At 38.8% G+C, this 12807-nt stretch carries 10 protein-coding genes; 7 read left to right on the top strand and 3 right to left on the bottom strand.

Annotated elements, in window-relative coordinates; genetic code table 11:
• The first annotated feature begins 30 nt into the window (after window positions 1-30).
• The 3 genes from ACQKC9_RS04690 to ACQKC9_RS04680 all read left to right on the top strand — a co-directional run bounded on the left by ACQKC9_RS04690 (window position 31) and on the right by ACQKC9_RS04680 (window position 2606).
• Window positions 31-1134: a YqaJ viral recombinase family protein gene (locus ACQKC9_RS04690; RefSeq protein ID WP_427620687.1), complete on the top strand. Its 1104-nt coding sequence runs from the start codon at window positions 31-33 to the stop codon at window positions 1132-1134.
• Window positions 1135-1274: 140 nt separating this feature from the next.
• On the top strand, window positions 1275-2186 hold the full coding sequence (locus ACQKC9_RS04685; protein ID WP_427620686.1) for a hydrolase or metal-binding protein: 912 nt from the start codon (window positions 1275-1277) through the stop codon (window positions 2184-2186).
• Window positions 2187-2354: 168 nt separating this feature from the next.
• Complete coding sequence (locus ACQKC9_RS04680) at window positions 2355-2606, top strand: helix-turn-helix transcriptional regulator (RefSeq protein ID WP_427620685.1); 252 nt, start codon at window positions 2355-2357, stop codon at window positions 2604-2606.
• A 653-nt stretch (window positions 2607-3259) separates the two neighbouring features.
• Here ACQKC9_RS04680 and ACQKC9_RS04675 read toward each other — a convergent pair.
• Window positions 3260-3673: a hypothetical protein gene (locus tag ACQKC9_RS04675; protein ID WP_427620684.1), complete on the bottom strand. Its 414-nt coding sequence runs from the start codon at window positions 3671-3673 to the stop codon at window positions 3260-3262.
• Between the two features lie 44 nt (window positions 3674-3717).
• On the bottom strand, window positions 3718-4401 hold the full coding sequence (locus tag ACQKC9_RS04670; RefSeq protein ID WP_427620683.1) for a hypothetical protein: 684 nt from the start codon (window positions 4399-4401) through the stop codon (window positions 3718-3720).
• A gap of 517 nt (window positions 4402-4918) precedes the next feature.
• On the opposite strand from ACQKC9_RS04670, the gene ACQKC9_RS04665 reads away from it, so the two are divergent.
• From ACQKC9_RS04665 to ACQKC9_RS04650, 4 genes are read left to right on the top strand one after another with little or no spacing between them, the layout of a single operon-like run.
• Entirely contained in the window at window positions 4919-6391 is a 1473-nt protein-coding gene (locus tag ACQKC9_RS04665; protein WP_427620682.1) for an ATP-binding protein, read from the top strand.
• 3 nt (window positions 6392-6394) lie between these two features.
• Window positions 6395-9079, top strand: coding sequence for a Z1 domain-containing protein (locus tag ACQKC9_RS04660; protein WP_427620681.1), 2685 nt, complete (start codon window positions 6395-6397; stop codon window positions 9077-9079).
• Window positions 9079-11187, top strand: a complete 2109-nt coding sequence (locus tag ACQKC9_RS04655) for an AIPR family protein (RefSeq protein WP_427620680.1) — start codon at window positions 9079-9081, stop codon at window positions 11185-11187. Before ACQKC9_RS04660 ends, ACQKC9_RS04655 begins: the two co-directional genes overlap by 1 nt.
• A 59-nt stretch (window positions 11188-11246) precedes the next feature.
• Window positions 11247-11738: a hypothetical protein gene (locus tag ACQKC9_RS04650; protein WP_427620679.1), complete on the top strand. Its 492-nt coding sequence runs from the start codon at window positions 11247-11249 to the stop codon at window positions 11736-11738.
• Between the two features lie 108 nt (window positions 11739-11846).
• Here the strand turns inward: ACQKC9_RS04650 and eutC are convergent, their stop codons facing one another.
• Window positions 11847-12791: an ethanolamine ammonia-lyase subunit EutC gene (eutC, locus tag ACQKC9_RS04645; RefSeq protein WP_427620678.1), complete on the bottom strand. Its 945-nt coding sequence runs from the start codon at window positions 12789-12791 to the stop codon at window positions 11847-11849.
• Window positions 12792-12807 lie beyond the last annotated feature (16 nt).

Here is a 12807-nt window from a genome sequence, read left to right as displayed (position 1 = left end):
CCAATAGTCAATTTATCTAAGGAATTTGCCATGAACATGATCGCATTAAACAGTTCTACTCAGCCAAGACAAGCCAAACGTGCCACCGTGAAGTTTAAATCATCAGTAGTGAAAACGAAGCAAAGCGATACTGCTGACAAACCTACCCAACTGAACATATCAACCACTGCTAAGCGCCTGGTCAATACCAAATCTTTGAGCCGTGAAGACTGGCTACAGTTTCGTAAGCAAGGCATTGGCAGCTCTGATGCCGCTGCTGCCTGTGGTATTCATCCGTATTTATCCATGCTTGAGCTATGGATGATCAAGACTGGTCGCATGACCTCAAACATCGATGAGAGCATTGAAGGCTATTCACCACTCTACTGGGGCAATACCTTAGAGCCAATGGTGGCTAAATACTACCAAGAGCATACAGGCAATAAGGTACGCCGCGTCAATGCCATCTTGCAGCACCCTAATCCTGACAAAGCCTTTATGCTGGCTAACCTAGACTATGCCATTACTGGCAATGATGAGGTACAGATACTAGAGTGTAAAACCGCTGGTGAACATGGTGCCAAGCTATGGAAGCATGGCGTGCCGTTGTATGTGACGTGCCAAGTTCAGCATCAATTAGCAGTCACAGGTAAAGCTGCTGCGCATATCTGTGTACTGCTATGTGGACATGAAGCTAAGATCTACAAAGTTGAGCGTGACGAGCGCTTGATTGATTCTATCATGGAGCATGAGCGTCTGTTCTGGCAGTACGTGGAAACAGATACGCCACCAACTCCGGATCATTCTGAGTCAGCAGCCCGTGCATTAAAGCTACTGTATCCAACCGCTAAGCCATCAAGCAAGGTTGATCTGCGGGAAGATAACGGAGCTAATAAGCTGTTTGAGCAATTGCTTAGCTATCGTGACTGTATGCAAGAGTTAGAGCAGCGCTATGACCAAGTGAAGCACCAGCTGCAAACGCTGGTTGCCGATAACGAAGTTGCCGTGTTTGAAAAAGGGGCTATTTCATGGAAGCGCTCGAAAGACAGTGTCGGTCTAGATAGCAAGGCAGTCATCAAAGCCCATCCTGAATTGCTTAAGCAATTCAGTAAAACAAAGCAAGGCAGCAGACGCTTCGTTGTGCTTAATGACTGAGCTAAAGGTCACTCAATCATCAGCGCAGCAATCAACCAGTCAAAGCTAATAAATCAAAGCAAGCGCATAACTGCCCACCTAGCACAGGTGGGCTTTTTTATGGGCAAACACATTCTATTAAACATATAAGGAATATCACCATGATTAAAGGTCTAACGATAACCCCACCAGTTTTAGGTCGTATCAGCATCGGACGTATCATCGTAAAAGATGGCAAGCGTTTACCTGCCAAAGACGATCAATTCACCATCACCAGTCAAGTCCAAAACAAGGATGGCTGGATCAACCATCCACTCGATGCAAAGCTACGCGAAAAGAATGACGGTAAGCTGAGACAAATACCGGTACGTATGTTGTTTAATGATCCTGAACTTAACCTACGTGCTGAGTACACGCTGTTTGATAGACAGACCGGACGCCCGCTATGTGTTGGCGACGGTGAGCAGTGTCAACGTCGAACCAATAATGGTGTAGAGCAATTGCCTTGCCCGTCACCTGATCGCTGTCCACTGGCGCAAGGCAGCGCTTGTAAGCCGTATGGCAGACTGTACGCGAATCTGAGTGAAGACGATGAGCTGGGTACGTTCATCTTTCGCACCACAGGCTTCAATAGCATACGTACCTTAGCTGCACGCTTAAGCTATTTCGCAGCGGTATCAGGCAACAAGCTGTCGTGTCTACCATTACAACTCACGCTTAGAGGTAAGAGCACTACGCAAAGCTATCGAACTCCGATCTACTTTGTAGATTTAACGCTACGCGATGATGTGACACTAAAACAAGCGGTACAAGATGCTGGGGCCATTGATAAGGAGCTTAGCGAACATGGCTTTGATCAAGCAGCACTAGAAACAGCAGCAAAGCTTGGTTACGTGAAATCATGCTTTGGTTTCGATAGCGAAGATGCAATGGAGGTAGTGGATGAGTTTTATCCTGTAGAGACAGGTGATGTTAGCAGTAGTCATCAAGGAGGGTCGCAAAATAGTATCGCTCCCTACAATGTCGGTAATATTGAAAGAAGTTTAAGAGAGAGTGTGACAGCTATAAGTTAAAGCAGCAGTACGGATAGACGGCATAAGAAAGGAGCTTATTATTCAGCTCCTTTTTTCGTTGCTTCAATTAAGGCTAGTCATTGGACCACATGGGATGCCGTAAAAAAATATGGGACTCCGTAACTGTATGAGAAGAAAGATTCTCATTAACTTACAAAGGAGCTAGTCATGGAAAACTTTAATGCAACACAGCCTGTGATCAAACAATGTAATCACATCCCACAGCTACTAAGCATCAAAGATGTCGGTCATTACACAGGTCTTAGTCGTTCCACAATATACGAGCTTAACAATAAAAAATCCAAGCGCTATGACTCAACATTTCCTAAGAAAATACAGCTTACACAGGTTAGGGTAGTGTGGGTAGCTAGTGAGATTGCAGAGTGGATTGAAACTAAGATAGCTGAGCGATTAGCCTAGGCTTACTGAACCGCCTTACTACTAAGAGTAGGGCGGTTTATTTTTTATTCAAAACCATTTATAAGCCTGAGTAAACGTAGTCGGATCAGTATTTTAATACAAGCAGTTTCACTAGAACATGTTTCTAGAAGATAAATAAGTAGAATCAAACTATTCGCATTTTAAAAAAATATTGAAAGTTAGTATTTTTAGACTTCGATAATAGCTATCAGAAATTTTCTACCCAGCCATTTTTGTCCTCAATATATAAAAGAACCGCTAAGCCACCTTCATGACTGTCAGGTACATGTCCTTTAGTTTCAATGTACTTATCAAGACTGTTTATAAAGCTATGCGATTTATCGGTAGACCAGTAAAAGCCATTTTCTAAACCTCGGTTTCGGCCTTAACTATCGTAAGTCACACCATTTTTAGCATAAGCTTTAATGTCGTACTCGCCTTTATAGCGATAAGAGTTAGGAATATCTTTCCACTGTTTTGATAGAGCTATAAACCCATTGCAATAAGTATCACCTTTACAAGCTGATATTTTCGGCGCTTATTTAGGATTCTTATATATTTTCATCATTTCAGGTAGACCAGCAAAGCTAGAAACACTGATAAACATTACCGCTAGTCCAATGAATATTTTTTTCGTTATAAATCCTTATAAATTAATTAGTACAGATATCTAAAGAGCCGTTCTTAGTTTTGTAACAGTAAAGTAGGTGATTGGCATTGGCAGCTTCTGATGGCTTTACCTTCGTATGGAATGTGCCATCTCTTAGGTAAGAAATAACTTGCTTAGGTTTTATATTGCTATCTGGACCACTTGGGTAATAAGAGTAATCGCATTCGCCATCCATACCGCATGCCCCTTCAAATAAATGATACTTATTACCAATTTTTATATTTTCATAAACTCCGCCAGCACCACCACCTGATGAGATGATACATGACTGTGTCTGTTCTAAAGTATCGCCAGCGAAGCTATAACAAACTTTAACTTGATCAGGAGACGAGTGAGCATACGAGAGCAGAGGTAGGCTTAAAGCAGCAAAAGCAATAGCAATGGTTTTGTAATTCATTATGTTCCCTCTGCTTATTTATAGGTAGTTAACGGATTCTTTATCTAATCAAAACGACAAGTGAGTGTCTTGTTTTTCGTGTCGTATTCAGCCTTAGACTCATACAAGCTACCATCCATCGAATCTTCAACTTGACGACCTTTGAAGTTAGGCCAAATACTATTTACATCAGCATTTCTTGTAAATTTTAGAACTTCCTGACCACCCTCAGACTCAGGTCTAAATTTATAATAATATTCTGCCAAAGGTTGACCGCGGTAGAAAACATTATCTTTGAACTTAAAATGATACTCAGTATATTCATAATTAACATCTATATTGACATCATCAATTATACGAGCAAAACCAGGATGCCATTGTGACTTCGGCTTTACATAATACTCATAACCATCATCTATAACAGGATCAACGATTGGAACGTCTCGAACTGCTTTAATGTTTTCAATAAGTTGTGAGTTAAGCAGAGCAATTTTCTGATAGTCAAAAGAGCTATCTCCAATACAACCGTCTTCCATCCAACCAAACATGTGATAGGCGTTTGCTAGCTCCTTTTGTTTTTTCGGTGTGTTAGATTTAGCATAACCTTCAAAAGCAGTTTTAAACCCACCGACAGTTTCAGTAGCAGCGTTACTCACAGATTGCGTAATAGCATTGGTTTGAACACAGCCTATTAACATCATTGTTGTACTAAAAAGCGAAGCAACTAGCATCGAAGGTTTCATAGTCATAAAAATGCCTTTTGAATAGATTGAGTTATGGGTTGATAGTGATTAAAGGATATTATAATTTTATCGAACAGATGTTAGCTTTTACTGCCTTTATTTAGTTAATAATAAATAGTTTGGATGATAACTAGAAGATAAAACTCAATAACGTAAATGGAAAATTGTAGGCATTTGAAAATAGTGAACTATATATGAATAAATATAGCATAATACAAAATATTTCAAGAGAAATTTATTATTTGTAGACCCTGATAGTCATAACTATGATAGTTTTAAGTATTGGAATTAAGTAAACTATTTAGTTTGTAATGGAATTGAAGTGTTACAAAAAAGAGTGACTAAAGAGCAAACATATATTCAATTAGATTATGCAGTGTAAGTGCTTCGAACTGTGGTAAGGAGCTGCAAAAATATGAAATATAGTTTGCTAAAAATTCTGAAAATAGTTTCATAAAAGATGAGGCGTCAGTAAATTGGTTGCTAATTAAACTAGCATAAACGGAAGTAAGTAATAACAGATATGACAACATTAAACATGATAGACAGCCCACCAAATGCTGCCGCATTGATGCAATCTTTGAGAGATATTGGCTATGAATTAGACACAGCATTAGCTGACTTGATTGATAACAGTATTACAGCAAGTGCAAGTCTTGTTGATATCGCGTTTGATATAAAACCAGAAACCAAAGTTGCAATTATCGATAATGGTGATGGAATGAATCGTGATGATCTTGTTAAAGCGATGACCATTGGTTCAAAAAACCCTTTAATTGAGCGTGATAATAAAGATCTAGGAAGGTTTGGTTTAGGTTTGAAAACAGCGTCATTTTCTCAGTGCAAACGTTTAACTGTGATAACGAAGCAGTTCGATCACATTCACGGTATGTGTTGGGATCTTGATCAGGTATCACAGAGTAATAGCTGGAAATTAATTCAGTTAAGTACAGATGCTATTGATACCGCTTATCAAGTAAGCCGCTTAAAAGAAATAGATACAGGTACATTAGTTGTATGGGAGCAGTGCGATCGTTTAAATGACGATCACAAGCTAGGCAGCGAAACGCACTTACTGCAAAGATTTGAAGAAGCCGAATCACATTTGAGACTGATTTTCCATCGATTCTTGGATACATCTTATCGACATGCCGACAACTTACAGATTAGGATCAATGGTAGAGCTATTGATTTTGTAGATCCATTTTTTCGCTCTTCTCTTGCCACTCAGTTTCATAATAAAGAAAGCATTAGATATAAAAATACCTACATTAGTATTCAAGGCTATACGCTACCGCATCATTCAAAATGTACCCAAATAGAGTATGAGAAATACGCACTAGGCAGCTACCGAGATAAGCAAGGGTTTTATGTTTATCGAGCTAATCGGTTATTGATCTTAGGGGACTGGTTTCGGTTGACTAGTAAATCTGATTTGACAGCGCTAACACGTATCGAGATTGATTTGCCTAATAATTTCGATAGTGAATGGCACATCGATATCAAAAAATCCCATGCCAAGCCGCCTGACCAGATTCGTGATCAGTTAAAGCATTACATAGATACCTATGTTTCTGGCTCTAAGCGCGTTTATAACTCTAAAGGCTATCGTAAAAAATCTGTCACCAATCCAGTCTGGCATCAATATACCAACAAGGGGTTGAAGTCTTATCAGATTAATAAAGAGCATCCATTAATCCAAAGGCTAATTACTGAGTTAAAACCATCTCAATCTAGTCAGTTAAAAGATGTGATAGCACTTATTGAGAAAAGTTTTCCTGTAGATCAGTTTTATTCAGAATATGCCGCCGCACCAAAAGACTTTAAGACGAAGCTAACGGATAAAGAAATAGAAGCACTGGCTATAGATTATTTAAAAAACTTTGCTGATATGAATTTGGACGTCAGTCTCATAAAGAGTTTTTTAGAAACGAGTGAACCTTATTGTAACTACCAAGGAGATTGGCGGTTATTTTTGAATAATAAAGGATATTAAAGTATGAGTGATCAAACCATTAGCAGAATTTATGAAGCATGCATAGCTGCTATGTCCAGTAACAGTAATTTATCATCTTCTGAGGCAATTACAGGAATGATGGTGATGCATGGTCTAAAGGTAGAGGATCAACAAGCTGCCTTTGAATTGCTCAAGCATAAGATAGAAACTTACTTTAGTACTGAGCAGCAGCCAGCCCATATTCTAGATAAAGAACAAGAAACCATACCGTGGCTACAATCTGTATCAAGTAATGAGTATTATAGTGATCGTTACTATGAGCACCTGCGCACTGAGGGCCAGCTGCCTAGTAAAGTAATCAGTGTTATGAAATCTACTAATAGAGAGACGTTAGAACGCTTAGGTAATCCCAATATTGATACGCCGTTTAAGCGTCAAGGATTGGTAGTCGGTAATGTTCAGTCTGGAAAAACGGCCAACTATTTATCTTTGATCAACCTTGCCGCAGATTATGGTTACAAACTGATTATCTTGATCACAGGTATTCATAATAATCTAAGATCTCAGACCCAAAAGCGAGTTAACGAAGGCTTTATTGGCAAAGATAGTGAAAAACAAAAACATATTGGTGTAGGGCATAGCAATGATCCAGCGGTTATGGCTGTTATTAAATCAAATGAACCACACTGCTTCACTACTGTAACCGACGACTTTAACGGAAAAATACGTGCCTCAACTGCGGTCAGACCAGAGAATGCTAAAAACCCTGTAATTATGGTCGTCAAGAAAAACTACCATACTTTAGACAATATTATTGAGTGGCTACGTAATAATGAGGATGGTCAGCGTTTTATTGGGACACCAGCACTTATTATCGATGATGAGGCAGATAATGCTTCGATCAATACTAGTAAGAATCCAAATGAGACCACTCGAATTAACGGACAAATTCGAGAAATGTTCAACTTGTTTAGTCAAGGCTCATATATCGGCTATACAGCGACACCATTTGCCAATATTTTTATTGATCCTGATGATTATGATCAGGCAAAAGCGGATGACTTATTTCCGAAAGATTTTATTTTTACCCTTGAAGCACCTTCTAACTATATGGGTGCAAAAGAGTTTTTCTTGAATGACCAAGGTGAGCCCAATTATGACTCGCCTTATATTGAGTTTATCGATGATAATGAAGACACAATCCCATTAAAAAAACCAAAAGAATTTGAGATTACAGAGCTACCAAAAAGCTTGATAGATGCTATGTATGAGTATCTAGTGAGTATCGTTATCAAAGATGTGCGGTCGATTGGGAATCGGCATACATCTATGCTTATTAATGTATCTCACAAAACACAAGAACAAAAAGATGTATTCGGGCTAGTAAGTCAAGAATATGAAGAGATAAGAAGAGCTGTAAAATACTTAGGCGCTAAAGATCAAAATGAGCGTATAGAGAACCATCACTTAGCCGCCCTTTATCGTAAGTATTTGGCATATAGCAATGAATGTCATGTGGATGAATTTTTTAAAAAGCTACAAAATGTTATCGAGACTATTAAGGTTAAAATTATTAATAGCGCAAGTGATGACAAGCTAGATTATGACAATTATGCAGATGGTTTAAACGTGATCGCTATTGGTGGTTATAGTCTGTCTAGGGGCTTTACTCTAGAAGGTCTTACTATTAGCTATTTAATTCGTAATACGGCTATGGCTGATACTTTGCTACAGATGGGACGTTGGTTTGGCTATCGTGATCGTTATCGTGACCTGTGCAAACTCTATATTCCTGACGCTTCATTTGAGTGGTATGCCTTTATCGCCCAATCTATCGAAGAGCTACGCAAAGAATTTATCATTATGGAGCAGAATAACTTAACGCCATCTGAATATGGCTTAAAAGTTAGAAACAGCAACACCGGCTTACTCATTACAGCAAAAAATAAAATGCGTCACGCAGAATCAGTAACGTTATCCGAAAGTTTCTCTGAAAGCAGCTTTACACTCAGAGGTATTGCGCTAGATGATTTGGACCAGCAACGCCGTAAGTTTGCTACTTTTGGATCTGCTATTAATGACCAATACGGACTTCATGGCGCTTATAGTCATGATAAAGAAAAAGACCATGAATTATTTTTCTTAGCAAATGATGTCAATGTGAACGATATTATCGCATTGCTCTCTAATTATGAGTATTCAGTAGATGATCTTGATCGTAAAGAGGCGCTATATACTTATATTTTAGAAAGAAAAGAGGAGATGGCAGCATGGGATGTCGTCATTCACAAAAGCTTTTTAGGTATACAAGCACCATCACAGCTGCGTACCTTTGCTAAGTCTTGCTACCACCAAGATCATGTTAAAACCGCTGATGGTGGTGGTCGTATCTTACGCCCTTGGGAAGAGGCTTTTGGTCTAACTGAAGATCAATATAACAAAGCAGAGCAACAAAGAATCATTGCAGATATCGACCAAACAGCTCAATTTTATCGGAAAAATAGAGATAAACCTTTATTAGTACTCAAATCATTAGACTTAAAGAAAAAGCAAAAGAGTCATGAGGATGCGAATAAGGATGAATCTAATTTAAGTCATGTACCTGCATTTGCCATTAGCTTCCCGAAATCTGAAAATCATCAGCCCGTAAGCTACATTGTCAACAAAGTATATGTAGATGGCTATATCGGCAGTATGGAAGAAGCTGATGATGAATTAGGAGAGTGATGATGAACAATCAAACGGATCTAGAAAGTTATTATGATGACTTGATGAATGAGCTAGATCACAACTCATCATCTCAAGGTGAATATAAGGAGATTCTATATATAGAGCGAACCCTGCCTTATCTGCAAGAACAGGGCGTTGTTAACGATATGGACTTACATCATTTTCACCGTCCACGTTATGGCCGAATTGATGGATTAGGATTTAATGGAGATTATGATAGCCCTGATTCAGATCCGCTTGAGCTGGTTATTCTGATTAATGATTTTAATCACGAAGATAGTTTACAGACTCTAACGAACAGCCGTATTGATCAGTTAAAAAAGTCTGCAACTCGATTTTTTAATAATGCTTTAGACAGCAGTTTTATCGAAAGCTTAGAAGAAAGCTCTTCTGGCTATATCGCTGCCAAAGAAATATTCCAAAAATATACACGTATTGAGTCGATAAAGCTGATTATTTTAACCAATGCTCAGTTAAGTAAACGTGTTGCCAATCAGAGAGATACTGAGGATGATATCAATTTGCCTTTGCGCGTTGATATTTGGGATGTGAAGCGTCTGTATGATTTAGAGAGCAGTCAATCTCAATCTGAAGCAATCGAGATTGATTTGATGGAATGGGGTGGCGCTATTCCTACGCTAGTCGCAACTGAGTCTGAAGAGCTGACAAGCTATTTGTGCGTCATCAATGGCGAAACTTTGGCAAACTTATATGATGAATATGGCGCTAGATTATTAGAAGCAAACGTACGTAGTTTCTTAGAGTTTCGTGGCAAGATTAATAAAGGGATTAGAAAAACAATCAATACAGAGCCATCACTATTTTTCAGCTACAACAACGGCATAACAGCAACAGCGTCAGAGGTAGAGTATGACGCTGATAAGCGTGCTATTACTAAGCTGAATAACTTACAGATTGTGAACGGTGGTCAAACAACAGCATCCTTACTATTAACACGTAAAAAAGACAGAGCTGATTTGAAGGATATTCACGTACAAGTGAAACTAAACGTCGTCAGTGCTTCGAAGTCTGATGAGCTAATTAGCAATATTTCAAGATATGCCAACTCTCAAAACGCGGTTAAAGACTCTGACTTTTTCTCTAACCATCCGTTTCATCGACGCCTTGAAGAGATCTCACGCCGAGTATGGGCACCGCCATCGGATGATAATATTAAGCAGACACGCTGGTACTATGAGCGCGCGCGTGGTTCGTACCTCAATGCTCAAAGTAAACTGACCATCGCAGGCAAAAAAGCATTTAAATCTGAGCATCCAAAATCACAGCTTATTGTTAAAACAGATTTGGCTAAGATATATCTGATTTTTGATAAAAAGCCGCATGATTCGATCAAGGGAGCGCAGATGGCATTTAGAGGGTTTGCTCAATCCATAGAGAAAATATGGGAGCACTCACCTGAGCAAATCAATGATTACTTTTTTCAAGAAGTCGTTGCTAAATTTATTATTTGGAATGCTTGTAAGAAGTCTGTTTATAGCCAAGAAAAATTTGTGGGTAATACCAAAGCGACAATCACCGCTTATAGCATCTATGTGATTAAATCTTTGATGGATAGAGAGTCGCTTGATTTTAACTATCCTAAAATATGGAACAACCAGTCAGTCAATGCCCATTATCATAATCAATTCATCCAGACGTCTACTAAAGTGAATGCGTTACTTAATCAGCTCAGTGAAGAGTCTGGGAAAGCCGTACTATCCATGGCGAAGGCTAAAGATACTTTAACAGTGTTTCGAAAAATCATTGATAGTAAGAAGTACTTTGAGCTTGATATGTACTTCAAAAGTCAGTTAGTGCCAGATAGCGTTATCAAAGAAAAGCAGCAAGACGTGGCAAAAAAGGCAGTACAAACTGTTAATTCATTAAACGAGCTGTGCGCTATGCCAGTGAGTAACTGGACAACGTTAATCAAAAAAGCGAAAGAACAAGATTTACTGAGTGCTAAAGATGAGGATATCGTGTCTATTATTCCAAATCTGCTACAAGGTAGATCTAGAAGTAATCCAACAAATGGACAAGTTAAAGCGATCAACCATGTGCTAAATGATTTAGAGACTCACGGTATCTATCTGAAACAAGCCTAAACTTATTTACATGAACAGTGTGAACTACTCTTAACAGTAAGCTTATAAGGACTCTACGAATGAAAAAACTTATTTACGTATTACCTTTAATAATCGTCGGTATGATGCCTGCCTTCGCAGATACTAATACTTTGAAGATAAAAACTGTAAAAAATATGTACAATACCGCAGTCAAAGCAAGCGCTAATGGTCAAGATGTGGATACATTGGATAGCCTATTTAAATATTCAGATAGAGATTTACAAAACGCTGTAGCGTTATCTAGGATTAGTCGCATGAGTGATGACGACATGGAGCTCACTGAATGTCATAGTGCTTACGAAACACTCAGTATTAATCCTAGTAATGGCTTCTCAATTGATGAAGCTCAGAATATTAGCTATAAAGTATTAAGTAACGGCAGGGTGAGAGCCAATGTTAAGTACACTAATGAGTATATTGGCATAAAAGACTTTTCGTTAAAGTGTAATGGTAGCAGTTGTAAAATTACAGATGTGCTAAATTCTGAAGGTGACTCAGGCAAACAAGGTGCTGAGAAGTTATGTCGTTAAACAGTTACACAGCTTTTGGAAAAGTCCCAACATAACTATCGTCAAGACAAAAAATCACAGCATTGTGTTTCCGATAGTATCGAGGCGATTCATAATGTTTTTTCGTCATCATAGTAGCTTAATCGCTGTTTGACCCTGATCTAATACTGGTAGTTCTTGCTCATCTTTTAGATCAACTCCAGATAACTTGAGCTCATAAGATTTCTCCATTAATGCTAAGAGACGACTTGCTGCTACTCTGGTTGGCAAGCCTGCGTTGCGCACATTAGAGATGCAGTTCCTCATAGCATCATGACTCGAAGATTGAGCTTCCCAAGTATAGTAAATACCTAAGCTATCAGGAGAGCTCAAACCTGGACGCTCTCCTATAAGCATGACTAGCATTTTGGCATGAAGACGTTCGGCTACCTCATCCCCTAAAGCGACACGGCTACCAGTAGCGATGACTAAGGGTGCAATAGTCCAACCTTTCTCCTTAAAAAGCGAAATGAGTTCTGCAACAAGTTTGGGAGCATTCTCGGCTATTGCTCTCGCTGATAAGCCATCTCCCATAACAATAGCAACATCGTAAGACTTGTCTTTACCAAATATTTCCAATTGCTTGGCGGATTCAGTACTAAGCAGTCTTCCCCAATCTGGACGTTTAAGGTATTCGGACTTATCTTGTGCTTGGCTGGTTACTTTCAGTATTGTCAAATTATCACTGACCTGATCATCTTGGTTATTTATCTGATCTAAACCATCTACAACGAGTTCTAAATCTAGCTCGACTATAGATGAATGACAATGATCAGACAACTTTACGACTAAAGCATCAACATCCAAATCCTGTAATACGGCATCCTTAGCCTCAGCGTGATCAAGCTGAAACTTGAGCAAGGGCTTAGTAGGAACACTACAACCTACACGTCCCAAAGCAATTCTAGAATCTGTATATTGTTTTAACTTTTCCCAAGGATCTAAATGGACTAAATCACTAGCACTGTTTGTATTTGATTTGACATGATCTTTGACAGTCAATGATGTCTTATTTTGTGAATAATTAGTAGACATAGCATTTCTCTTTATA

This window comes from Psychrobacter sp. NPDC078409, from assembly GCF_050268505.1.
Classification (GTDB): domain Bacteria; phylum Pseudomonadota; class Gammaproteobacteria; order Pseudomonadales; family Moraxellaceae; genus Psychrobacter.
The sequence above is the reverse complement of the archived record's forward strand: the minus strand, read 5'-3'. Positions and strand labels throughout refer to the sequence as shown.

Excerpts from the sequence above, each read along its gene's own strand:
- ACQKC9_RS04690 (WP_427620687.1), top strand. The coding sequence starts at position 31 with ATGAACATGATCGCATTAAACAGTTCTACTCAGCCAAGACAAGCCAAA.
- ACQKC9_RS04685 (WP_427620686.1), top strand. The coding sequence starts at position 1,275 with ATGATTAAAGGTCTAACGATAACCCCACCAGTTTTAGGTCGTATCAGC.
- ACQKC9_RS04680 (WP_427620685.1), top strand. The coding sequence starts at position 2,355 with ATGGAAAACTTTAATGCAACACAGCCTGTGATCAAACAATGTAATCAC.
- ACQKC9_RS04675 (WP_427620684.1), bottom strand. The coding sequence starts at position 3,673 with ATGAATTACAAAACCATTGCTATTGCTTTTGCTGCTTTAAGCCTACCT.
- ACQKC9_RS04670 (WP_427620683.1), bottom strand. The coding sequence starts at position 4,401 with ATGACTATGAAACCTTCGATGCTAGTTGCTTCGCTTTTTAGTACAACA.
- ACQKC9_RS04665 (WP_427620682.1), top strand. The coding sequence starts at position 4,919 with ATGACAACATTAAACATGATAGACAGCCCACCAAATGCTGCCGCATTG.
- ACQKC9_RS04660 (WP_427620681.1), top strand. The coding sequence starts at position 6,395 with ATGAGTGATCAAACCATTAGCAGAATTTATGAAGCATGCATAGCTGCT.
- ACQKC9_RS04655 (WP_427620680.1), top strand. The coding sequence starts at position 9,079 with ATGATGAACAATCAAACGGATCTAGAAAGTTATTATGATGACTTGATG.
- ACQKC9_RS04650 (WP_427620679.1), top strand. The coding sequence starts at position 11,247 with ATGAAAAAACTTATTTACGTATTACCTTTAATAATCGTCGGTATGATG.
- eutC (WP_427620678.1), bottom strand. The coding sequence starts at position 12,791 with ATGTCTACTAATTATTCACAAAATAAGACATCATTGACTGTCAAAGAT.